Origin of the sequence: Butyrivibrio sp. CB08 (genome assembly GCF_003625485.1) — a bacterium.
Taxonomy (GTDB): Bacteria; Bacillota; Clostridia; order Lachnospirales; family Lachnospiraceae; genus Butyrivibrio.
On the sequence record NZ_RAIR01000003.1, the window covers coordinates 349,830 to 372,721 of the forward strand.

The 22,892-nt window shown below is 43.1% G+C and carries 30 protein-coding genes; 27 read left to right on the forward strand and 3 right to left on the reverse strand.

All coding sequences use genetic code 11. The features are described from left to right. Nucleotides 1-19 precede the first annotated feature (19 nt). From rpmD to D6855_RS07975, 7 genes are all read left to right on the forward strand, one after another. Nucleotides 20-211: a 50S ribosomal protein L30 gene (gene rpmD / locus D6855_RS07945; protein WP_120739748.1), complete on the forward strand. Its 192-nt coding sequence runs from the start codon at nt 20-22 to the stop codon at nt 209-211. Nucleotides 212-309: 98 nt separating this feature from the next. Continuing rightward, nucleotides 310-750, forward strand: coding sequence for a 50S ribosomal protein L15 (gene rplO, locus D6855_RS07950; RefSeq protein ID WP_120739750.1), 441 nt, complete (start codon nt 310-312; stop codon nt 748-750). Beyond that, nucleotides 750-2,069 carry a preprotein translocase subunit SecY gene (secY, locus tag D6855_RS07955; protein ID WP_120739752.1) on the forward strand — a complete coding sequence of 440 codons (1,320 nt, stop codon included), beginning with the start codon at nt 750-752 and terminating at the stop codon, nt 2,067-2,069. The genes rplO and secY overlap by 1 nt, the downstream gene beginning before the upstream one ends. Nucleotides 2,070-2,157: 88 nt before the next feature. Continuing rightward, nucleotides 2,158-2,802 carry an adenylate kinase gene (locus tag D6855_RS07960; RefSeq protein WP_120739754.1) on the forward strand — a complete coding sequence of 215 codons (645 nt, stop codon included), beginning with the start codon at nt 2,158-2,160 and terminating at the stop codon, nt 2,800-2,802. 7 nt (nt 2,803-2,809) lie between these two features. After that, a complete protein-coding gene (gene map / locus D6855_RS07965) occupies nt 2,810-3,559 on the forward strand; it encodes a type I methionyl aminopeptidase (protein ID WP_120739756.1) in 750 nt (249 codons plus the stop codon). A gap of 18 nt (nt 3,560-3,577) precedes the next feature. Beyond that, a complete protein-coding gene (gene infA / locus D6855_RS07970) occupies nt 3,578-3,796 on the forward strand; it encodes a translation initiation factor IF-1 (RefSeq protein WP_013280019.1) in 219 nt (72 codons plus the stop codon). Between the two features lie 87 nt (nt 3,797-3,883). After that, the gene (locus D6855_RS07975; RefSeq protein ID WP_120739758.1) at nt 3,884-4,975 is read left to right on the forward strand and encodes a GGDEF domain-containing protein; all 1,092 of its coding nucleotides are present in this window, start codon (nt 3,884-3,886) and stop codon (nt 4,973-4,975) included. Between the two features lie 91 nt (nt 4,976-5,066). Here D6855_RS07975 and D6855_RS07980 read toward each other — a convergent pair whose 3' ends face one another. After that, complete coding sequence (locus D6855_RS07980) at nt 5,067-6,056, reverse strand: aldo/keto reductase (RefSeq protein ID WP_120739760.1); 990 nt, start codon at nt 6,054-6,056, stop codon at nt 5,067-5,069. A gap of 271 nt (nt 6,057-6,327) precedes the next feature. On the opposite strand from D6855_RS07980, the gene rpmJ reads away from it, so the two are divergent. From rpmJ to D6855_RS08015, 7 genes are all read left to right on the forward strand, one after another. Next, nucleotides 6,328-6,441 carry a 50S ribosomal protein L36 gene (gene rpmJ, locus D6855_RS07985; RefSeq protein WP_013280022.1) on the forward strand — a complete coding sequence of 38 codons (114 nt, stop codon included), beginning with the start codon at nt 6,328-6,330 and terminating at the stop codon, nt 6,439-6,441. Nucleotides 6,442-6,631: 190 nt separating this feature from the next. Next, a complete protein-coding gene (gene rpsM, locus D6855_RS07990) occupies nt 6,632-7,000 on the forward strand; it encodes a 30S ribosomal protein S13 (RefSeq protein WP_120739762.1) in 369 nt (122 codons plus the stop codon). A 101-nt stretch (nt 7,001-7,101) separates the two neighbouring features. Next, nucleotides 7,102-7,506: a 30S ribosomal protein S11 gene (rpsK, locus tag D6855_RS07995; protein WP_120739764.1), complete on the forward strand. Its 405-nt coding sequence runs from the start codon at nt 7,102-7,104 to the stop codon at nt 7,504-7,506. Between the two features lie 137 nt (nt 7,507-7,643). Next, nucleotides 7,644-8,237: a 30S ribosomal protein S4 gene (rpsD, locus tag D6855_RS08000; RefSeq protein WP_120739766.1), complete on the forward strand. Its 594-nt coding sequence runs from the start codon at nt 7,644-7,646 to the stop codon at nt 8,235-8,237. A 47-nt stretch (nt 8,238-8,284) separates the two neighbouring features. Beyond that, nucleotides 8,285-9,241 (forward strand): DNA-directed RNA polymerase subunit alpha, encoded by a 957-nt coding sequence (locus D6855_RS08005; RefSeq protein WP_120739768.1) that lies wholly within the window; start codon nt 8,285-8,287, stop codon nt 9,239-9,241. A gap of 156 nt (nt 9,242-9,397) precedes the next feature. Further along, nucleotides 9,398-9,934: a bL17 family ribosomal protein gene (locus D6855_RS08010; RefSeq protein WP_120739770.1), complete on the forward strand. Its 537-nt coding sequence runs from the start codon at nt 9,398-9,400 to the stop codon at nt 9,932-9,934. A 98-nt stretch (nt 9,935-10,032) separates the two neighbouring features. Then, on the forward strand, nt 10,033-11,592 hold the full coding sequence (locus D6855_RS08015) for an ABC-F family ATP-binding cassette domain-containing protein (protein ID WP_120739772.1): 1,560 nt from the start codon (nt 10,033-10,035) through the stop codon (nt 11,590-11,592). Nucleotides 11,593-11,638: 46 nt separating this feature from the next. Here the strand turns inward: D6855_RS08015 and D6855_RS08020 are convergent, their stop codons facing one another. After that, nucleotides 11,639-12,529 carry a M15 family metallopeptidase gene (locus D6855_RS08020; protein WP_120739774.1) on the reverse strand — a complete coding sequence of 297 codons (891 nt, stop codon included), beginning with the start codon at nt 12,527-12,529 and terminating at the stop codon, nt 11,639-11,641. A gap of 18 nt (nt 12,530-12,547) precedes the next feature. After that, a complete protein-coding gene (locus tag D6855_RS08025) occupies nt 12,548-14,197 on the reverse strand; it encodes a dicarboxylate/amino acid:cation symporter (RefSeq protein WP_158589491.1) in 1,650 nt (549 codons plus the stop codon). A gap of 82 nt (nt 14,198-14,279) precedes the next feature. Here D6855_RS08025 and D6855_RS08030 point away from each other — a divergent pair, with 82 nt between their 5' ends. The 13 genes from D6855_RS08030 to D6855_RS08090 all read left to right on the forward strand — a co-directional run bounded on the left by D6855_RS08030 (nt 14,280) and on the right by D6855_RS08090 (nt 22,722). Further along, on the forward strand, nt 14,280-15,161 hold the full coding sequence (locus D6855_RS08030; protein WP_330546900.1) for an energy-coupling factor transporter ATPase: 882 nt from the start codon (nt 14,280-14,282) through the stop codon (nt 15,159-15,161). Next, nucleotides 15,152-16,003 carry an energy-coupling factor transporter ATPase gene (locus D6855_RS08035; RefSeq protein WP_120739780.1) on the forward strand — a complete coding sequence of 284 codons (852 nt, stop codon included), beginning with the start codon at nt 15,152-15,154 and terminating at the stop codon, nt 16,001-16,003. Before D6855_RS08030 ends, D6855_RS08035 begins: the two co-directional genes overlap by 10 nt. After that, entirely contained in the window at nt 15,997-16,797 is an 801-nt protein-coding gene (locus D6855_RS08040; RefSeq protein WP_120739782.1) for an energy-coupling factor transporter transmembrane component T family protein, read from the forward strand. Before D6855_RS08035 ends, D6855_RS08040 begins: the two co-directional genes overlap by 7 nt. Continuing rightward, the gene (gene truA, locus D6855_RS08045; RefSeq protein ID WP_120739784.1) at nt 16,794-17,606 is read left to right on the forward strand and encodes a tRNA pseudouridine(38-40) synthase TruA; all 813 of its coding nucleotides are present in this window, start codon (nt 16,794-16,796) and stop codon (nt 17,604-17,606) included. The genes D6855_RS08040 and truA overlap by 4 nt, the downstream gene beginning before the upstream one ends. 186 nt (nt 17,607-17,792) lie before the next feature. Then, nucleotides 17,793-18,221: a 50S ribosomal protein L13 gene (rplM, locus tag D6855_RS08050; protein WP_120739786.1), complete on the forward strand. Its 429-nt coding sequence runs from the start codon at nt 17,793-17,795 to the stop codon at nt 18,219-18,221. A 20-nt stretch (nt 18,222-18,241) separates the two neighbouring features. Beyond that, nucleotides 18,242-18,640 (forward strand): 30S ribosomal protein S9, encoded by a 399-nt coding sequence (gene rpsI, locus D6855_RS08055; RefSeq protein ID WP_120739788.1) that lies wholly within the window; start codon nt 18,242-18,244, stop codon nt 18,638-18,640. Between the two features lie 206 nt (nt 18,641-18,846). Next, a complete protein-coding gene (locus tag D6855_RS08060) occupies nt 18,847-19,353 on the forward strand; it encodes a GNAT family N-acetyltransferase (RefSeq protein ID WP_120739791.1) in 507 nt (168 codons plus the stop codon). Nucleotides 19,354-19,411: 58 nt separating this feature from the next. Beyond that, nucleotides 19,412-19,690 carry a GNAT family N-acetyltransferase gene (locus D6855_RS08065; protein ID WP_120739793.1) on the forward strand — a complete coding sequence of 93 codons (279 nt, stop codon included), beginning with the start codon at nt 19,412-19,414 and terminating at the stop codon, nt 19,688-19,690. Between the two features lie 177 nt (nt 19,691-19,867). Further along, the gene (locus D6855_RS08070) at nt 19,868-20,785 is read left to right on the forward strand and encodes an alpha/beta fold hydrolase (protein WP_120739795.1); all 918 of its coding nucleotides are present in this window, start codon (nt 19,868-19,870) and stop codon (nt 20,783-20,785) included. 50 nt (nt 20,786-20,835) lie between these two features. Then, nucleotides 20,836-21,048, forward strand: coding sequence for a hypothetical protein (locus D6855_RS08075; protein ID WP_120739797.1), 213 nt, complete (start codon nt 20,836-20,838; stop codon nt 21,046-21,048). A 96-nt stretch (nt 21,049-21,144) separates the two neighbouring features. Further along, nucleotides 21,145-21,618, forward strand: coding sequence for a GNAT family N-acetyltransferase (locus tag D6855_RS08080; RefSeq protein ID WP_243111833.1), 474 nt, complete (start codon nt 21,145-21,147; stop codon nt 21,616-21,618). Further along, nucleotides 21,619-22,161, forward strand: a complete 543-nt coding sequence (locus D6855_RS08085; protein WP_120739799.1) for a GNAT family N-acetyltransferase — start codon at nt 21,619-21,621, stop codon at nt 22,159-22,161. It abuts the gene before it with no gap. A gap of 141 nt (nt 22,162-22,302) precedes the next feature. Continuing rightward, the gene (locus D6855_RS08090) at nt 22,303-22,722 is read left to right on the forward strand and encodes a VOC family protein (protein ID WP_120739801.1); all 420 of its coding nucleotides are present in this window, start codon (nt 22,303-22,305) and stop codon (nt 22,720-22,722) included. Nucleotides 22,723-22,892: the final 170 nt, after the last annotated feature.

Below are 22,892 nucleotides of genomic sequence, written 5' to 3' on the forward strand. Positions count from 1 at the left end.
TCGACTAAGGAGAAAATCAATGGCAAACAGTGAGAAGAAGCTTAAGATCACATTGGTTAAGTCTACAATTGGTGCTGTGCCTAAGCAGGTAGCAACTGTAAAATCAATGGGATTTAAGAAACTTAACAGTAGCGTTGAGCTGCCTGACAATCCTGCAACAAGAGGACAGATTCAGCAGATCAAGCACCTTGTTAAGGTAGAAGAGATCTAATTACACTAAAAACATTTTCCGGAACTGCATTACGATGACGCGAGTGGCCAAGGCTGCGTATAGCGCATCAAGTTCCGGCATTAATAAGGAGGAATATCATGGAATTATCCAACTTAAGACCTGCTGATGGGTCTGTACAGAGCGATAATTTTAGAAGAGGCCGTGGTCATGGTTCAGGAAATGGCAAGACTGCTGGTAAGGGACACAAGGGACAGAAGGCTCGTTCAGGAGCTCCAAGACCTGGTTTCGAAGGTGGTCAGATGCCTCTGTTCAGAAGACTTCCTAAGAGAGGCTTCAAGAATATCAATCACAAGAATATCGTAGGTATCAATGTATGCGCCCTTGATGTATTTGAGGATGGAGCAGTTGTAGATGTTCAGGCACTTAAGGATCAGGGAATCATCAAGAAAGAGCTTGATGGTGTAAAGATTCTTGGAAACGGCGAAATTACTAAGAAGCTTACGGTTAAAGCTAACGCGTTCAGCGCAGTAGCTAAGGAGAAGATCGAGGCACTTGGTGGAACAGCAGAGGTGATCTAATGTTTAAATCCCTAATGAATGCATTGAAAGTCAAAGAAATTAGAACCAAGATTCTATTTACTTTCTTCATGCTCTGTGTAATCAGACTTGGATCTGCAATTCCAGTACCTGGAATGAATACTGCAGTTTTCCGTAACTGGTTCTCAGGACTTACAGAGAGTGATGCTTTTGGCTTCATGGACAGATTTACTGGTGGATCTTTTGAGAACATGTCAATCCTTGCTCTCAACATCACACCATATATCACATCTTCCATTATCATCCAGCTTCTCACAATTGCTATTCCTAAGTTTGAGGAGTGGCAGAGAGATGGTGAAGACGGAAGAAAGAAGCTTACAGCGCTTACAAGATATATCACTATAGCTTTGGCGCTTATCGAGTCCATTGCTATGGCAGTCGGATTCTACAGGAACACTGGTTTCTTAACAGAGCAGTCAATCTTCCTCGTAGTTCAGATTGTAGCAGCGCTTACTGCTGGTAGTGCATTCCTGATGTGGGTTGGTGAGAGAATCACCGAAAACGGGGTAGGAAATGGTATCTCAATAGTACTTACTATTAACATTCTTTCTAGAATGCCTTCAGATATCAGTTCACTTTTCGAGCAGTTCGTGCTTGGAAAGCCTATTGCGAGGGGAGTAGTTGCAGCAGTAGTAATTATTGCAGTTATAGTTGCAATGGTAATCCTGGTTGTTCTTCTTAACGGAGCAGAGCGCAGAATTCCTGTGCAGTATGCTAAGAAGATACAGGGCAGAAAGACCTACGGCGGAAATCGTTCAGAGATCCCTCTTAAGGTTAACACTGCAGGTGTTATGCCAATTATCTTTGCTATGTCACTTTTCCAGTTCCCAATCATTATTACTCAGCTTACAGGCTATAATAAGAACGGAGCATGGGGCAAGTTCGTAGCATATCTCAATCAGAGCAATTGGTGCAATCCTAACCATTGGAATTATTCAATTGGACTTATTGTTTATATTCTTTTGCTTATCTTCTTTGCTTATTTCTATACATCGATTACATTCAATCCTATAGAGATTGCAGAGAACATTAAGAAGCAGGGCGGTTTCATTCCTGGTATCAGACCAGGTAAGCCCACCAGTGACTATCTCACTGGTATCCTTAACTACATCATTTTCATTGGTGCATGCGGACTTACAATAATCGGTGTGCTTCCAATTTTCTTCAATGGTGTATTTGGTGCACGAGTATCATTTGGTGGTACCAGTCTTATCATCGTAGTAAGTGTAATACTTGAGACGATCAAGCAGATTGAATCACAGATGCTTGTACGCAATTACAAGGGTTTCTTGGAAGATTAAGCTATGATACAATATAAGAGGCGTAAGGACCTGCACCAGTGCAGGCCCCTAAACCTCTTATCTTAATTTTAGAGAAGGGTGATTAATTATGAAGATTATTATGTTAGGTGCACCTGGTGCAGGCAAGGGAACACAGGCCAAGATGATCGCGGATAAATTCGGTATCCCACACATCTCAACTGGCGACATTTTCAGAGCTAATATCAAGAACGGAACAGATCTTGGTAAGAAGGCAAAAGAGTACATGGACAAGGGCCAGCTTGTTCCTGATGAGCTTACTGTTGAGATCCTTCTCGACAGAGTAGCAAACGATGATTGCAAGAACGGATACGTTCTTGATGGATTCCCACGTACTATTCCACAGGCAGATGTTCTTGACAAAGAGCTTACAAAGCTTGGCGACAAGGTTGATTTTGCTATCAACGTAGATGTTCCAGATGAGAACATCGTTCGCAGAATGTCAGGTAGAAGAGCATGCCTTAAGTGTGGTGCTACCTATCATATTGAGCATATTCCACCTAAGACAGAGGGAATATGTGATACATGTGGCAGCGAGCTTGTTCAGAGAGATGACGACAAGCCTGAGACAGTTCAGAACAGACTTAAAGTTTATCATGAGCAGACACAGCCACTTATCGAGTACTACGACGCTAAGAACATTCTTAAGACAGTCGATGGTACTAAGGATATGCAGGAAGTATTTAATAACATTGTTAGTATTCTGAACGCATAAGGGAAACATGGCTATAACAATAAAAACCGATGAAGAATTAGAACTTATGCGGCAGTCGGGACGTCTTTTGGCGAAGGTTCACGAAGAACTTCACGCCGCTCTAAGACCAGGCATTTCCACCTACGAGCTTGACCAGATAGGTGAAGAGACGATCCGTGGGCTTGGGGGAATACCCAACTGTAAGGATTATGAGGGATTTCCCGCTTCTGTGTGCATATCAGTGAATGACGAGGTCGTTCACGGAATACCAAGTAAAGACAGGATCCTTGTTGAAGGTGATATAGTCACCTTCGACACGGGCCTTATATATAAGGGTTATCATTCAGATGCTGCCAGAACCTGGGGCGTTGGTAAGATATCTGATGAAGCTCAGAAGCTCATTGATGTTACCAGAGAGAGCTTTTTTGAGGGAATCAAGAAGGCAAAGGCTGGACACAGACTACATGAGATTTCCAGAGCTATCGATGACTATGTTACGTCTTATGGCTATGGCATTGTCAGAGAGCTGACAGGACATGGTATTGGAACAAGTCTTCATGAAGATCCCATTGTTCCAAACTTCAAGAAGTTCTTACCTGGTCCCAAGCTCAAAAAGGGAATGACCATATGTGTGGAACCCATGATAACCATGGGCGAGAGATATGTAGGCTGGCTGGACGATGAATGGACAGTGGTCACAGTTGATGGATCTCTTGCTGCACACTACGAAAATACAATAGCCATCACGGATGGTGAACCTGAAGTTTTGACACTGTAATAGTTAAGGAGGATAAAGATGTCAAAGGCTGATGTAATTGAAATTGAAGGAAAAGTAATAGAGAAGCTTCCAAACACCATGTTCCAGGTTGAACTTGAGAATGGACATGTTGTTCTTGCACATATAAGTGGTAAGCTCAGACAGAATTTCATCAGAATTCTGCCTGGTGACAAGGTAACACTTGAGCTTTCACCATATGACCTTACAAAGGGCAGAATTATTTGGAGAGACAAATAATTAGTAGCGCAAAGTACGATAAATAGTATATAATTAGTGCATAGCTTAGTATAACTCTTGAAACTGCTTGAATCATACGAGGTTACTATGATCGAGAAATTATATGAAAGTTATGATGACAATAACTATTATGTAGATTCAAATAAAAAGAAGTTGGCCCACGACAACCTGGCGGTTGTCGGTGGTATGCTGACTTTTTTTCTTGTCCTGAGTGTACTGTTTGTAGCTATAGCACTTGCTTTTGGTAATGGCATCAATCCTTACTATGATTTTCTTCCCGGTATCGGAGTTCTGATCATTCTTAGTTTCGTATATTTTAAGATCATCAATAAAAGGTCTTATGACTTTAGAATCACTCGTATAATCACACTTATAATATATGGACTCGTTATCCTCACATTTTCTATAGCGGACCTGTTTATCTACAGACAGTCAAGAGCAGTATTTTTCCCTGTAGCATTTATCATATTCTCAGTGCTTTATATCGACTATTTCCGTGTTCGCCTTTTCTTCCAGATCATTGTAATGGTTATATATCTTTCAGTCGATTTCAAGCTGAAAACGGGAATGAATTTTACCTATGATGTAACTGTGGCTTTCCTTTCACTTCTGGCTTCATCCTTCTGCTATGCAGCCATGATCAGCATGTCTCTTTCAAGACATGAGGACAGTCAGCAGCTTGTGAAAAAGAGTGAGACAGACCTCCTTACAGGTCTTCTTAATAAGGTTTCTTTCGAAGAAAAATGTGATGAGTACCTTTCTAAGAAGCTGGCAGGCGCAAAGTGCACCATGTTTATCTTTGACCTGGATGACTTTAAGGATGTCAACGACAAGTACGGGCATCAGACAGGTGACAAGGTGCTAAAACTCTTTTCCGAGATCCTGAAAGGATACTTCCATCCGGATGACCTGGTGGGCAGGATTGGTGGAGATGAGTTCATGGTTCTGGTTCTTGGAGATATGCCAGATGGCTATGCAGAGAGACGATGCAGAAGTGTACTCCACGAGCTCAAGACCACACAGATTGACGGCGCAAGCGGAATCACATGCAGTATTGGTATAGCTGAGGATACCCAGAGGTTGACCTTCAAAGAGCTCTATGAGAAGTCTGATAAGGCTCTTTACAAGGCAAAAGAGGGTGGCAAGGCGAGATACTGTATCTACGGCGTAGAAGAGTAATAGCATAGGATAATAATGATGAAATAGAAATCCCCCTGCCTGATGGCAAGGGGATTTATTATTCTCTAAAGTGCGATATATCGTTCAGGGGTCAGAGTGCCAATGCATCGATGGCCTTGAGCTCTTCTTCGGTAAAAGAGATGTTCCCGATAGACTTGATGTTGTCCAGGATCTGGGAAGGTTTGCTGGCACCGATAAGGACTGAGGTTACGTAGCCATCCTTGAGGATCCAGGCAAGAGCCATTTCTGCCAGTGTCTGACCGCGCTTTTTGGCAATCTCGTTAAGGCCTCTGATAGAAGCAAGCTTCTCTTCAGTGATCTGTCCTTCCTTGAGGAAACGTCCGTCTGTGCGGATGCGGCTGTCCTCTGGAATACCATCGAGATATCTGTCGGTGAGAAGGCCCTGAGCAAGAGGGGAGAAACAGATGATTCCCTTCTTTAGCTCTTTTGCCGTCTCCTTGAGACCGTTCTTCTCAATGGTTCTGTCGAAGATGCTGTAGCGGTTCTGATTGATGATAAATGGAACCTTGAGCTCATCGAGGATAGCAGTGGCCTTCTTGAGTGTTGGGCCGTCGTAGTTGGAAAGACCAACGTAGAGTGCTTTTCCGCTGTTTACGATCTGGGCAAGAGCGCCCATGGTCTCTTCAAGGGGCGTATCTGGGTCCATTCTGTGGTGATAGAAGATATCAACGTAGTCCAGCTGAAGCCTCTTTAAGGACTGGTCAAGGCTTGAAATAAGGTACTTCCTGCTACCCCAGTCGCCGTAGGGTCCTGGCCACATGCCATAGCCAGCTTTGGTGGAGATGATAAGCTCGTCTCTATGGGAAAAGAAGGTGTCCTTTAATATCTTGCCGAAGTTGATCTCTGCGCTTCCGGGCGCAGGGCCGTAGTTGTTGGCAAGATCAAAGTGGGTTATTCCATTGTCGAAAGCTGTCTGACACATAGCTTCCATATTTTCGAAGTTTCCTGTGTCGCCGAAGTTGTGCCATAGTCCAAGGGATACTGCAGGGAGTTTGAGTCCACTGTTTCCGCAGTGGTTGTACAGCATGTTATCGTATCTGGTATCACTTGCTTTATACATCTTGTTCTCCTTGTGGTTGAATATCAATACAACTTTTCTAAGAATACATACTATATTATAATCAATAAAGAGTTAAGACGAAAATGCAAAAATGATTGAAAATGCAGTGAAGTCATCGATTTTTGGGGCTTTATTTTGTTCGATTTTTTGTTAAAAAAGTGTTGCATGTTGTACCGGCTTATGTTATAGTATAAGTCGGTCTTTTTATGAGAAGGGCGTAGTATGCCCTTTTCAAGGCATTTTTGTTTATCCATGCAGGAAAGGAGTAACAATGAAAGTTAGGTCTTCTGTTAAGCCTATGTGCGAAAAGTGCAAGGTTATCAAGAGAAAGGGCGTTATCAGAGTAATCTGTGACAACCCTAAGCACAAACAGAGACAGGGTTAATTCGAGCCGTTTTCGGATTACTTTTTGATACCAATAGTAATTGCGTATTGGAAAGATCGGATTAAATACTGTCCGATTGGGCGTAACATAGCCCCAATCAAACAAGTAACAGCTCTGACAGATGGTTGGAGCAAGGGGAGTAAAGCTTCCCAGTAATCATTATTTTTTATTTGTAAATGGAGGAAATAAAATGGCTCGTATTGCAGGTGTAGATTTACCTAGAGATAAGCGAGTAGAGATCGGTTTGACTTACATCTACGGTATTGGTAGAACAAGCTCAAACAAGATTCTTGAAAAGGCAAAAGTAAATCCGGACACACGTGTTCGTGATCTTACAGACGAAGAAGTAAAGAGAATCGCCGAGGTTATCGGTAGCGACTATGAGGTAGAGGGTGATCTTAGAAGAGAGATCGCTATGAACATCAAGAGACTCACAGAGATCGGATGTTACAGAGGCGTTCGTCACAGAAGAGGACTTCCTTGCCGTGGTCAGAGAACTAAGACAAATGCAAGAACAAGAAAAGGACCAAAGAGAACAATCGCTAACAAGAAGAAATAATTTCTAATTTAGCTTTTGTATATTCCGAGCACGAGCATGGCGGGTTTGGAAAAGAGTAACAGATAAACAAGATTTATAGGAAGAAAGTAGGTTAGTTTAAAATGGCAAATCAGAAATCAGCAGCAAAGAAATCAGCTGCAAAGAAGCGTGTCAAGAAAAACGTTGAACACGGACAGGCACATATCCAGTCATCTTTCAATAACACAATCGTTACATTGACAGATGCTGCAGGTAACGCTCTTAGCTGGGCAAGTGCTGGCGGTCTGGGATTTAAGGGTTCAAGGAAATCTACTCCTTATGCTGCACAGGTAGCTGCAGAGACAGCAACTAAGGCTGCACTTATTCACGGCCTTAAGACAGTTGATGTTTTTGTAAAGGGACCAGGATCAGGAAGAGAAGCTGCTATCAGAGCTCTTGCTGCATGCGGTCTTTCAGTTACATCTATCACAGACGTAACACCTGTACCACATAACGGATGCCGCCCACCTAAGCGTCGTAGGGTTTAATCAGAATCCTGTTCCGGGTTACATGTGCAAGATATATTTCATTATTTTTTGACAATAACTCGTTGGACGAAGGTGCAATTAGCATTGTAAACAACATCAGATACACGAGTATCTGAGAAAAAGAAAGGAGCCAAACAATGGCAGTAAACAGAGTTCCCGTATTAAAAAGATGCAGATCTCTTGATCTTGATCCAACATTCCTTGGATATGACAAGAAGTCTAAGAGAACATCAGCAAGAGCTGGTAAGAAGATGAGCGAGTATGGACTTCAGCTCCGCGAGAAGCAGAAGGCTAAGTTCATCTATGGCGTACTTGAGAAGCCTTTCAGAAACTACTATGACAGAGCAGACAGAATGAAGGGTCAGACAGGTTCAAACCTTATGACAATTCTTGAGACAAGACTTGATAACGTAGTTTTCAGAATGGGATTTGCAAGAACAAGAAGAGAAGCTAGACAGGTTGTTCTTCACAAGTTCATCACTGTAAATGGAAAGGTTATCAACATCCCTTCATACCTTATCAAGGCTGGCGATGTTATCGAAGTTAAAGAAGCTGCAAAGAATATCCAGAGATTCAAGGATATTTCAGAGATCACAGCAGGCAGACTCGTTCCTGAGTGGCTTGATGTTAACAAGGAGAACCTCCAGGGTACAATCAAGGAGCTTCCTTCAAGAGAAGTTATCGATGTTCCAGTTGACGAGATGCTTATCGTCGAGTTGTATTCTAAGTAATTCATAATTAGTTTGTTAACTATTAACCACATAAGGAGGGTATATCAGTGTTTGATTTTGAAAGACCAAATATTGAAGTTGCTGAAATCTCAGATGATAATAAGTATGGTAAATTCGTAGTTGAGCCTCTTGAGAGAGGTTACGGTATTACACTGGGTAATTCCCTTCGTAGGATTATGCTCTCTTCATTACCTGGAGCAGCAGTAAGTCAGGTGAAGATCGAAGGTGTACTTCATGAGTTCAGCTCAATTCCTGGAGTTAAGGAAGATGTAACTGAGATCATCATGAATATCAAGAACCTTTCAATCAAGAATTCTTCTGATACTAACGAGCCTAAGACAGCTTACATCGAGTTCAATGGTGAAGGCGTTGTTAAGGCTTCAGATATCCAGGTTGATCAGGATATTGAGATCATGAATCCTGACCAGGTTATAGCTACTCTTTCTGGCAAGGATGCTAAGCTTTACATGGAGCTTACTATCACAAAGGGAAGAGGCTATGTAAGTTCTGACAAGAATAAGTCAGGAGATCTTCCAATTGGCGTAATCGCAATTGACTCTATCTACACACCTGTAGAGAGAGTAAACGTAACTGTAGAGAATACTCGTGTAGGTCAGGTTACAGACTTTGATAAGCTTACACTTGATGTGCACACAGATGGTACACTTGGTCCTGACGAGGCTGTAAGCCTTGCAGCTAAGGTTCTTTCTGAGCACCTTTCACTCTTCATCGATCTTTCTGAGAATGCTAAGACCGCAGAGGTTATGGTAGAGAAGGAAGATGACGAGAAGGGCAAGGTTCTTGAGATGTCTATTGATGAGCTCGAGCTTTCAGTTCGTTCATTCAACTGCCTCAAGAGAGCTGGTATCAATACAGTTCAGGAGCTTGCTAACAAGACTCCAGACGACATGATGAAGGTTCGTAATCTTGGACGTAAGTCACTTGAGGAGGTTCTTGCTAAGCTTGATGAGCTTGGACTTTCACTTAGACAGGACGGCGAATAATCAATATTTAAATGAATTCCACTGAAGGTAAATCCGATGTGTACAGATGTGGACTCTCATAGTAAACACTAACAGCATTTGGAAAGTAAGACCGATGGGCATTTCCTTATGTAGACTGCAGGGGAAACCTGCAAATGAGAAAGGAAGTAATTTAACATGGCAATGTACAGAAAGCTTGGAAAAGCAACAAAACCTAGAAGAGCACTTCTTCGTAACCAGGTAACAGCACTTCTTTACAATGGTAAGATCATTACCACAGAGGCAAGAGCTAAGGAAATCAAGAAGATCGTAGAGCCTATGATCACTCTTGCAGCTAAGGAGAAGGACAACTTCGAGACAGTTACTGTTGAAGCTAAGGTTCCTGAGAAGGACAAAGATGGCAAGAGAGTAAAAGAAGTTGTAGATGGCAAGAAGGTTACAAAGTATACAACTGTTAAGAAGGAAATCAAGAAGGATCTTCCTTCAAGAATGCACGCAAGACGTCAGCTCCTCAAGACTCTTTACCCTGTAACTGAGGTTCCTACTGAGAAGGCAGGAAGAAAGAGAAACACAAAGGAAGTTGACCTTGTAGCAAAGCTTTTCGATGAGTACGGACCAAAGTACGCAGACCGTAAGGGCGGTTACACAAGAATCGTCAAGATCGGCCAGAGAAAAGGCGATGCAGCTATGATGGTTGTTCTTGAGCTCGTTTAATTGTAACGAGACGCAAAGGTTTAAATAAGAGAGTAGTTCCCAGGCAGTTACGTCTAGGGAACTACTTTTTTGTTAAGGCATTTAAGAAAGGCAGAATTATGAGTATTTTGAACGTAGAGCACCTCACACACGGCTTTGGCGACAGAGCTATCTTTGAGGATGTCTCTTTTAGATTATTAAAGGGTGAACACATAGGTCTGGTAGGCGCCAACGGAGAAGGCAAATCCACCTTTATGAATATAATCACAGGCAAGCTCATGCCTGATGCAGGTAACATTGAATGGGCTAAAAATGTCAAGGCAGGCTACCTTGATCAGCATGCTGTCCTTAAAGAGGGCATGACCATCAGGGACGTCCTTGCATCTGCTTTTGATTCTCTCTTTGAGATGGAGCGCAGGATGAACGAGATCTGCGACGCCATGGGAGAAGCTGATGAGAAGCAGCTTGAGGACTATATGGAGGAGCTTGGTACAATCCAGGATCTTCTCACAAACCATGATTTTTATCTTATTGATTCCAAGATAGAAGAGGTCTCAAGGGCTCTGGGATTTTTGGAGCTTGGCCTGGACAGGGATGTAACTGAACTTTCAGGTGGTCAGAGGACCAAGATCCTTCTGGCTAAGCTTCTTTTGGAGAAGCCTGACATCCTCCTTCTTGACGAGCCTACCAACTATCTGGATGCTGAGCACATCGTGTGGCTTACCAGATACCTTCAGGACTACGAGAATGCTTTTATCCTCATATCCCACGACATTCCATTCCTCAACAGCGTGGTAAACATCATCTATCACATGGATGGTACGACTCACAGCCTTGACAGGTATGTTGGAGACTATGACAAGTTTATGGAAGTATATGAAGCCAAGAAGGCCCAGAGAGAAGCTGCTTACAACAGACAGCAGCAGGAGATCGCTGATCTCAAGGACTTTGTAGCAAGGAATAAGGCGAGAGTTGCCACAAGGAATATGGCAATGGCAAGGCAAAAGAAACTTGATAATATGGACATTATCGAGAAGATCCAGGAAAAGCCAAAGCCAGAGTTTTACTTTATGACAGCAAGAACTCCCGGAAAGTTCCTCTTTGAGACCAAGGACCTTGTTATTGGCTATGATGAGCCTTTATCAAGCCCTCTTAATCTTGCTATTGAGAGGAATACCTTCACTGTCCTTACGGGCGCAAATGGAATTGGTAAGACCACTCTTTTAAAGAGTATTCTTGGCATAATACCAGCTATTTCAGGTAAGGTGGAGCGCGGTGAGCATGTGGAGATTGGATACTTTGAGCAGGAGATGTCTCCTGATATCGAGACTACATGCCTTGAGGAGATATGGAATGAATTTCCTGGATTCTCCCAGTATGAAGTAAGAAGTGCCCTTGCAAAGTGCGGACTTACAACCAAGCACATAGAGAGTAAGTGCAAGGTTCTATCCGGTGGTGAGCAGGCCAAGGTAAGGCTCTGCAAGCTCATGAACAGGGAGTCCAATATCCTGGTTCTTGACGAGCCCACAAACCACCTTGATGTGGACGCAAAAACAGAGCTCCACAGAGCTCTGAAGGAATACAAGGGAACAGTTATTATGGTGTGCCATGAACCTGATTTTTACGAGGATCTGGCAACAAATATAATCGACTGCACCAAGTGGACCACTAAGCTCTGATCTGCCTAAAACGGCATTAAAAAACGCCTCACAGCTGTGGGGCGTTTTATTTTTTCTCGAAGTGCTGGTAGTCCTTGCAGGAGTTCCAGTTGCCGCCCCAGGTAAATCCGTGGGCCTTGAACAACTTGTAGGCCAGGTCATCTTCGTCGATCTTATAGGGAAAAGAGCTGGTTCTGTCCGCATAGGGTTCGCTGCCCTCGGGAGAAATGTTGGTAGAACCATCTTTATTGTAAGTGATGTAAGGGTTGTAGAAGGGATTTAAGTCAATTGCCCGTCCCTTGGCGTGATTGGAAAGGCGGGTAGTTCCTTCAACAACGCGGTAGTTAAAGCATGAAGTGTTATTGGCCAGCATAGATGCAGTGTCATCGCCGTTAAACTCATCAATAAGCTTAATGCTCTCTATCTGGTAATTGTTCTGGTAGAGCTCATAGAAAATCTCCACAACGTCCTGGGCAAGAGCTTTATTGCAGATCATTTCCCCGCTTTTGCTATCACCGTTAAAGTCCACATACTGAAGGACTACGTATCGAAGGTCATCTAAGGATACCTGACAGTCTACGGGGTAGGATACTCCGGAGATGCGCTTAAATACTTCGTTGGAGATGGGCTCATAGTAGAATCCGTCCATGTAGGTGATCCTTTCTGGAGAGGGTTCCGGTTCTACAGAAGCTTCCTGGCTCGCAGCTTCTGAAGCCATTTCCTCAGTACTTGCTTCGATAGAAGCCATTGCTGGAGCTTCCTGTGTGCTAGTTTCAGTAGATGCCGCGCTTGCAGCTTCTACAGCTTTTTCCTCCACGGATGCAGACTCTGCGGCCTGAGGATTCTTTTTTGCATAATCAGATAATGTCTCGCCTCCGGCAAGGAACCTTGCTCCTATGGCGGCAATGATGATAACGCCCAGAAGGAGAGCAAAATCTTTGAGTAACTTTTTGTTCATAAGTGTGTAAATGCCTCGTTAGCTGTTAAATTTCTCTACGTCCAACATCTTTTCGCTTCGGGCGACGATCACGGCGGCTGCCACATCTCCCGTTGTATTGGACATTGTATCAAACATATCAAGAATAGGGTTGATTGCAATGATAAGACCCAGAGCTTCCATTGGTATGTTCAGGGTTTCAAGAATCACACCAAGGCATATCAGGGCGCAGCCTGGAACACCGGGAGCACCAAGGGATAACAATACGATGGTAAAACACAGTGAAATCAGGGCTGGAAGTGTAATCTGTATTCCGTAGGCCTTTGCCATGAAAAGTCCAAACATTGTAAGGTAAATGCAGACACCGTCCATGTTTATTGTAGCACCAAGAGGAATTGAAAAGTTGGCAACTACAGGTGATATGCCCATTTTTTCTGTGCAGACCCTCATATTGGTTGGGACGGAAGCTGAGCTTGATGAAAGAGTCAGGCTGGTTATCATTCCTTCTCTGTTGTTCTTGAAAAACTTGATCGGGTTGACTCTTCCAAGAATCATGACCAGCATACCGTAGACACATAGCATAACACAGATGGCCAGCATATGTGAAAGCGCAGCACTAAGGATTGCCACAAGGTTATCGATGCTGAGATTAATGATAAGAAGAGCTATTGATACAAAACCCGCAACAGGAATGAACTTGGCGATAATCTTGGTTATGCTAAGGAACAGAGAGTTGAGGGCGTCAAACAGCTCTTTTAACATAGCTGAGTACTGACCTATGGATCCAACTGAAAGGCCGCAGAGAACTGCAAGGAAGATCAGCTGGAGAGTGTCGGATTCAAGGAATGGTGATAAAAAGTTGGAAGGCACGATGTTTAGCACTGTAGATAAAAGAGATGTATCTACTGAAGTGTCTATATTAACAGCCTGAGATGAGAGGTCAGAGGCAAGAGCAAAGCCAAATTCACCAGGCTGGATTATGCTAAATACTGCAAGTCCCACAAATACAGCTATAACAGTGGTGAGCAGGTATACTCCGATAACTTTGCTTCCCAGTTTACCAACTTCTGAAAGACTCCCAAACTGTGAGAAACATGAAACAATGGAAAAGAACACAACAGGCGCCACGATGATCTTGATGGCGTGCATGAATACGGTCTTTATCGGATCAAGGATATAGTCGCACAAAACAGCGTTCACCGGCTGAGGGATAAACATCCTGGCGATGATACCAAAGACAAGGCCAAGAGCCAGAGCATATAATGCAGAGTTGTTCAGCTTTTGCTCAGACTGGTCAGCGACGATCCTTACAAGGTTTACATTGTTCTTGTTGCGATATTTGAAGTTTTCTCCATAGGAGCGCAGGAGTACTGAGCGGATAACTCCTATGCTGGAGTCTTCATCTATGGATTCATCATCGGAATATGGTTCAAATGCTGCTCCCTTCATGGAGAGATTCACAGAGGTGTCGCCCAGGCGCTTTGTGACCTGAACCTTAAGAGCTGATCCGGGAAAAGAGTTCTTGGACAGTTCCGCGATCATTTCCTCTGTTATGAGCTCGGTCTTTTGTATCAGCTTTTTGTTGGTTCCGATACTGGTGAGGGAAGAATCAATAAACTCCATTACATCCTCTAAAAGAGATGTGCTGTCACCACTAAAAGATTTCCTGAAGTTTTTCATCTTTGCCATGAGCATATTCCTTTCTTTAAACATTAATTTTTAGCGCTAAGAAAATTATAACACGCATAATGCATTCAAGTTGTATTTACCTATGAAATCTAGTAAAATTAGCACTGTTATGGGAAAGATGATAGATACGCAAAAGCTTGTATTTGAATATATCAGACGTGACGAAGAGGGCAATGTTGAGGGAATCACCAGGGCTGTTGACGGCGTTGACCTTAAGGTTGAGCAGGGACAGTTCATCGCGATCCTTGGTCACAACGGATCTGGCAAGTCTACCCTTGCCAAGCATTTTAATGCCCTTTTATACCCTACAGAGGGTGAAGTCTATGTGGATAGCTATAATACTGAAGACGACGATCATCTTTGGGATATCAGGCAGGAAGCCGGTATGGTATTCCAGAACCCCGACAACCAGATAATTGGTCAGGTTGTTGAGGAGGATGTTGGATTTGGCCCGGAGAACATGGGAATTCCAACGGAGGAGATCTGGGAGAGAGTTGACGAAGCACTTAAGGCAGTCCGCATGGACAAGTACAGGAAGGCTTCTCCCAACCACTTATCAGGAGGTCAGAAGCAGCGCGTCTCAATTGCAGGCGTTATTGCCATGCATCCCAAGTGCATCATCATGGATGAGCCTACAGCCATGCTTGACCCCAACGGACGTCGCGAGGTCATAAGAGCAGCAAGAGCCCTGAACCAGGTTGAAGGCATCACCATCATCCTTATCACCCATTATATGGAAGAAGTTGTAGACGCTGACAAGGTCTTTGTTATGGACAAGGGCAGCGTTGTTATGGAGGGAACTCCAAGGGAGATCTTCGCTCAGGTGGATAAACTCAAAGAGCTGCGCCTTGGTGTGCCTCAGGTGACACTTCTTGCCCATGAACTAAGGCAGGCAGGCGTTCCCCTTCCAGATGCAATACTTACGAGAAAAGAGCTTGTGGAGGCTCTAAAGAAATGTCGATAATCGTTAATCATGTCAATCACATATATGACGAAGATACAGCAATGGCAAGCCCTGCGCTCATTGACGTCAACTTAAAGATCCCTGACGGGCAGTTTATTGGACTTATCGGTCACACAGGATCAGGCAAATCTACTCTGATCCAGCACCTTAATGGCCTTCTTAAGCCTTCCAGCGGCGAGATCTTTTTTAACAACGAAGATATCAATGATCCGTCCTACAACAAGAAGAACCTAAGGGCCAGAGTTGGCCTGGTGTTCCAGTATCCGGAGCATCAGCTCTTTGAGACGGACTGCTTTAAGGATGTGTGCTTTGGCCCCAAGAACCTGGGACTTACACAGAGGGACTACGAGCTCAGAGCCTATGAGGCCCTCAAGGAAGTTGGCCTGGAGGATGAGTATTTTTACCAGTCCCCATTTGACCTTTCAGGTGGGCAAAAGAGAAGAGTGGCCATCGCAGGTGTACTGGCCATGAAGCCAGAGGTTATGATCCTTGATGAGCCAACAGCGGGTCTTGACCCTAAGGGCAGAGAGGATATCCTTAACCTCATCAGCGACCTTCACAGCAAGCTTGGAATGACCATAATCCTTGTAAGCCACAGCATGGAAGACGTGGCAGATTATGTTGACAGGATAATCGTTATGAACAAGGGCAGAGTTGAGTTTGACGGCGAGCCCAAGGAAGTTTTCAGACACTACAAGGAGCTTGAAGAGATTGGCCTGGCTGCTCCCCAGGTGACATACTGCATGCAGGAGCTCAAGGCGGAAGGCTTTGATGTGGACACTGATGTGACCACCCTGCAGGAAGCAAAACAAGAGATACTAAAGGCTTTAGGAAGATGCTAAGAGAGATAACACTGGGACAATATTATAGGACGGAATCCGTGATCCACAGGCTTGATCCAAGGGTTAAGATTGTGGCTACTTTTTCCTTTATTATTTCCCTGTTTATAGCCAAAAATTTCATAGGTTATGTGATCGCGGGATTATTCCTCGCCCTTTGCATAAAACTGTCAAATGTGCCCCCTAAATTCATTTTTAGGGGTATGAAAACGATCTTCTTCCTGCTGATCATTACCATGGTGTTTAATCTGTTTCTGACACCAGGTATTCCGCTTGTAACATTTGGACGATTCCAGATAACAAAAGAGGGCCTAAGGCTGGCTCTTATGATGGGTGTAAGGCTTGTGTTCCTTATCACAGGATCTTCGCTGATGACCCTGACTACAACGCCCAATAACCTTACAGACGGCCTTGAGGATCTGCTCAATCCGTTGAAAAAGGTGAAGGTTCCGGTCCACGAGATTTCCATGATGATGTCAATCGCACTTCGTTTCATTCCAATCCTTATGGAGGAGACCGACAAGATCATGAAGGCCCAGATGGCCAGGGGAGCGGATTTTGAGAGCGGATCCCTTATGAACAGGGCAAAGAGCCTTATCCCCCTTCTGGTACCTCTGTTTGTATCAGCATTCAGAAGGGCCAACGACCTTGCAATGGCTATGGAGGCAAGGTGCTATCGCGGCGGAGAGGGCAGGACCAAGATGAAGCCCCTTATCTACAAGAAGCGCGACGCTCTTGCATACGGAGTAATTGTTCTTTATTTCGCGGCGATCATCGCCAGCAGAGTAATTCTATGAAAAGAGTAATGCTGACAGTTTCATATGATGGAACTGCATATAATGGCTGGGCGCTCCAAAAGAGCACCCCAAATACAATTGAAGAGATGCTTAACAGAGCCATTCATGGGCTTACCGGTGAAGATGTGCAGGTAATAGGTGCAAGCCGCACGGACGCCGGAGTTCACGCCTATGGGAATGTGGCTGTTTTTGATACCGTCAGTACAATTCCGGGAGACAGGTTCTCTTTTGCCCTGAATCATCTGCTTCCGGAGGATATAAGGGTAGTGGAGTCCAGAGAAGTTGCGGCTACTTTCCATCCAAGGCACTGCAGCACCGAGAAAACCTACGAGTACAGGGTCTTAAACTCCAAGGAGGAGGTTCCTACCAAGAGGCTCTATACCTACCACTTCAGTATGCCCCTTGACGAGGCGATTATGCAGGAGGCTGGCCAGTATCTTGTGGGAGAACACGACTTTACAAGCTTTTGTAATGTGGAGTCCCAGGCGGTAAGTCACGTCCGCACCATTAAGGATGTTCATGTAAGGCGCGAAGGGGACGAGGTTGTGATCTCAGTTACTGGAAACGGATTTTTGTACAACATGGTACGCATTATTGCTGGTACTCTTATCCAGATTGGCCGCGGCAAGGGCGCTCCATCGGACGTTCCAGGAATGATCGAGGCAAAAGACAGATCGGCAGCAGGTCCTACTGCTCCAGCCCAGGGACTTTTCCTCATGAAATATGTGTTTGTGGATGGTATCCCACAGCCTGATTCGGCTGATGAAAATGGGGCTTCAAAAGACGAGAAAAATGTTGACAAAGACTAAAGTTTCGTCATATAATATCATTCGCGTGACAAAGTTCGTTCTATAACTATGCCCGCACGACAATGCAAGTGACATATTGATGTCCCGGTAAGCTTCAATATGTTCATATAACTGCACAGATCAGGTGAAGGGTCTTTGCAGACGATGCAATTTAGTAATTGTTCTATTTTGTAAAGGAGAAACATAATGAAAACTTTTATGCCTAGTGCAACTACAGTTGAGAAGAAGTGGTATGTAGTTGATGCTACAGATATGACACTTGGACGTCTTGCATCAAACGTTGCAAACGTACTTAGAGGCAAGAATAAGCCTATCTACACACCTAACATTGACACAGGTGATTATGTGATCGTTATCAATGCTGAGAAGATCAAGGTAACTGGTAAGAAGATGGATCAGAAGATGTACTGGCACCACACAGAGTACGTTGGACATCACAAGGAGTTCTCACTTCGTCAGATGCTTCAGGATCACCCAGAGAGAGTTGTTGAGCACGCTGTAAAGGGAATGCTTCCTAAGGGATCTCTTGGAAGAGAGATGTATGGTAAGCTTCATGTATATGCTGGTGCTGAGCACCCACATGCAGCTCAGAAGCCTGAGGTATTAACATTTTAATCTGAGAGGAGAATAATAAAATGGCAAAGTCAGCTAATTACTACGGAACAGGTAGAAGAAAAAAGTCAATCGCCAGAGTATATCTTAAAGCTGGTAATGGAAATATAACAATCAACAAGAGACCTATCGATGAGTACTTTGGTCTTGAGACTCTTAAGGTTATCGTTCGTCAGCCACTCGTAGCTACTGAGACAACAGACAAGTTCGACGTAGTTGTTACAGTAAGAGGCGGCGGCACAACAGGTCAGGCTGGTGCTATCAGACATGGTATTTCAAGAGCCCTTCTTCAGGCAGACTCAGATGAGTACAGACCTACACTTAAGAAGGCTGGATACCTTACAAGAGATCCTCGTATGAAGGAGAGAAAGAAGTACGGTTTGAAGAAAGCTCGTCGTGCTCCACAGTTCTCAAAGAGATAATCAATCTGCTATTGCAGATTTCGGAAGACTCGGTACATTGTACCGAGTCTTTTTTTGCGTGCTGAAAGTGGACCAGGGGGACGGGGTTCCTGCCTCATTTTGCAAAGGCTTGAATATTGAAGAGGATAGAGGAAATACGTATACTATACATTATTGATTATTGCGTAAGGCTTATATATGCAAATCGGAGTTTGCAGGTGAGAAAAATGAAGTATAGACTTCCTGAAATTAACGACAAAGATATACTACAGAAATATGTACAAGAACACCATAATAACGGAGAAACCAGCATCAGTGCGAGCTTGGGTTTATCATCCTCTGATTATACTGAGTGGGTAACTAAGATAAAGAATAATGCTCTGTCTGGTGATGAACAATGGGGTAAATCTCTGCTGTATCTTTGCTTTGACGGGGACAGATTGATAGGTTTGCTAAGTGTTCGATATGAACTGCCAGAAGTGCTTTCTGAAAAATACGGCGATATTGGGTATGGAGTCAGGCCATCCGAAAGGAACAAAGGTTATGCTACTGCGATGCTCAAATATGCACTGTCAGTGTGCAAAGAAAAAGGAATGGAAAAGGTTATACTTGGCTGTTATAAAGAGAATCTGGCCTCTGCAGCAACCATTCAAAAGAATGGCGGGACGCTTATTGCAGAAAACGAAAACTATAAAGAAGGAAGAACTAGCCAATATTATCTGATAAGGCTGTAGTACTACAAATTCCAATTTGATAAAACAATTATCTTTTAATATAAACGAGGAGGGCATTATGGATATTGAGTATCGTTGGACTGGCGGTAGTAACGAAGATTTCAGATGCTTTTATGAAAAGACGGAAGAATATTACTGTAAGATTGTAGGTGGAATTTCCAATAGATCGGGATTTGTTCCATATAATTTGTCTGACAGCATTTCGGATGTTATAATCGCATATTCTGGTGGTACAGCAGTTGGATGTGCCGGATTAAAGAGATATTCCGATGCTGATGTTGAGATAAAAAGAGTCTGGGTAGAACCTGATTATCGAGGTAAAAAGTGTTCTGATTGATAACTATCCCCCTTATGACAAGCTGGAAGGCGCCATTTGTATGGCGTTAAACTTATAACTCGCAATTTACCGAAAAATATTGGAGTGAAAAACAGACCTAAATCCGTGTAAGGAGAAGGTCTATTTTTGTTTTGTGTTACTTTTGTTCCAGAGTATTTTATTACAAGGAGATTATAAATGAAAAAGCCTTTATCTCTGGATAGCAAAATGATAGAAGGTCAGAATATATCCTATCGCATATTTGGCGAGGGAGATATTGATCTGGTTATTGAAATGGGACTTGGCGCAGTTGCCGGTGAGTGGTGGCACATTGCAGAGCAGCTTTCAGAACAATTTACCGTTCTTTTGTATGAGCGCGGCAGAAATATTTCCAAGGCTCGCTCGCCTAAAAATATAGCCGAAGAATTACATACTTTGTTAATGGAACTACCCTGTAAAAGTAAGATTATTATTTTGGCACATTCACAGGGTGGTCTGTATGCGCAGCAATTTGCCAGATTGTATCCCAATATGATTCGTGGCATAGTGTTTGTAGATCCTTTATCTGCAAATGACAATACATATAAAACAGTATTTACTACAACTGATGAGCAGAAAAAGAGTGGGTTTAATAAATCAGAAAACTTTGTAATCATGCGGAAAATGGCTTCTTGGCATTTGGGGTTTGTAATTAAACTCATTATGAAAAAAGCACCACCATTTTATTACTATGATCAATTTACACCGGAAGCAAAGAAATACATTTTAGATGAATTAACAAAGGTAGAACTTCATGATGCCGCCTTAGAGGAATATCGCCTGGCACATGAGGAAAAGGAGATCTGTCAATTAAAAGAAAGAGGGAACTTTCCGCAGATTCCTATCGTACTTATAACCCATGGAAGTGAATTTGAAATAAAAGAAATCATGGAATTTGGACAAACCACAAAAGAATTTGCGGAAAAAGTTGAAGAGCTGTGGCAGTCTTTGATGCAGGAATACCTTACTTTTTCAGAAAAATCGATCTTGTTAAGAGCAGACAATAGTGGACATTATATTCATTTGAGTGATTTTGAAGTAATAATGAAGGCATTACAAGATCAAAAAAGGTGCTAATAAGTTGTACAGGGAAGCTTGTTAATGAATCATAGGAAGGCACAGGTATCATGACTAAAGAAGAGTTTTTGAAATTAGATTATGGCAATATCGTTACTTGTAAAAGATTTCCTGGGGAAATATACGAGATAGATGATATCGACGTGTTTGGTGTGGGGGATCGTGACCCAATATTTCGTGTATTTGGTGCTAAAGATAGAACTAATAATAAAGATATTCGTATAGATATGCAGAACTATGCAACTTGGGATGTATTACCATAATTAAGTAAGTTCAATATAAAAGGACAAATAGAAATCGTCGTATGTGTAAATATAAATAATTACGACAAATCGGGATTTGGGAGGATATTTGTTTATATGGAGAAAATGAAAAGTGAGGTGTCAATTAGGAAGCTTTCTGCTGAAGAAAGATCTACAGCTCTTGACCTTGCGTGGAGAGTGTTTTCAGAGTATGAGTCACCGGATTATGGGGAAGAGGGCATAGAGGAATTCCGGAAGTGTTTACATGACGAAGGATATCTTGCAGGAATTGAATACTACGGTGCTTTTGACGGGGAAAGACTGATAGGTCTAGTGGGAATCCGATCAGACAAAAAGCATATCTGTTTCTTTTTTGTGGACGGGAAATATCATCGCCAAGGGATCGGAACAATGCTGTTCAAAGCAGTACGGCAGGAATATCCTAATCAGATAATCACTGTTAATTCCTCGCCCTATGGAGTGCCGTTTTATCATGCGCTGGGATTTACAGACACGGATAAAGAACAGACAGTGAACGGGATTTGGTTTACGCCGATGAAGTATGAAGATTTTGCAGAAGATGGAGATTGAATGATGCAGCTGGTTTATGCGAATGATTTCGAGGCAGTGAAGAAAATATATATTGATGTGATAGAGAACACTCCGCTGATAGAGCAATATGCCAGGTGGGTATATGGAAAGCATCCTACAGATGAACAGCTTAGAGCATATATTCTGCATGATGAGATGTATTTCCTGATGGATGAAGATGATGCCGCCGGGGTTGTGGCAATTTCTATGAATCAGGGCGCGGAATACGAGAAGATAGTATGGAGGGATAAACTTCCGAACGATCAGGTAGCAACAGTTCATCTGCTTGCGGTTTCTCCTTCATATCAGGGAAGAACACTGGGGATCAAGATTCTTGAGGAAGCGATGAAGATTGCAGTCAGGAATGGGAAAAAGGTGCTTCGCCTTGATGCGCTGAAAACAAATCTTCCGGCGCAGAGGATGTATGAAAAAGCCGGGTTTTTATATAGGGGTGAGCAGAGACTGTATGCCGAAAACACCGGCGTTACAGATTTTTTGTACTATGAAAAAATACCGGAATTAGATTTGTTTAAGGAAGGATGATCGAAATGAAGGTTCATCAGATAAAGATTGATTTTCATATCGGATCGGCGGCGTGGTTCCGGGAACATTCAGGATGTATGAAGAAGTTGATCAACAGACTAATGAAAACTAAAATAAAGACCGACTGAAGAGGGAAAGATTATGAGATTAGACGGTTTTGGATTACTCGTTGATGATATGGCAAAAATGATCCGCTTTTACAGAGATGTTCTTGGTTTTGAGATCAAAGAAGCGGAAAACACGAAAAATGTTTACCTTGTTAAAGACGGGACATTGTTTCTGCTGTATGGCAGGAAAGACTTTGAGGAAATGACCAACCGGAGATATGACTATGTTAAAGGACTTAACGGCCATTTTGAACTTGCGCTGTATGTCGACACATTTGATGAAGTAGATGAGGCATATAAGAAGGCTGTGGAAAACGGTGCTGTACCTGTCCTGCCACCGGAGCTTGAGCCATGGGGACAAAGAACCTGCTATATAGCAGATCCGGAAGGAAATCTGATCGAGATCGGATCGTGGAATAAGCCATATGAAGAGAAAGATCTAATGGAAGAATAACTATAATCCCTTTTTCCATTAATGTGGCTGAAAAAGACATATCGAGATTTTACGAGGTGATTTTTATGATAAGAAAAATGAAAGAGGAAGATTTGCAACAGTGTGGAGTGATATATGCTAAGGCGTTTCCTATAGAATATTGGGGGATTGATTGGAACCCTGATAATGCA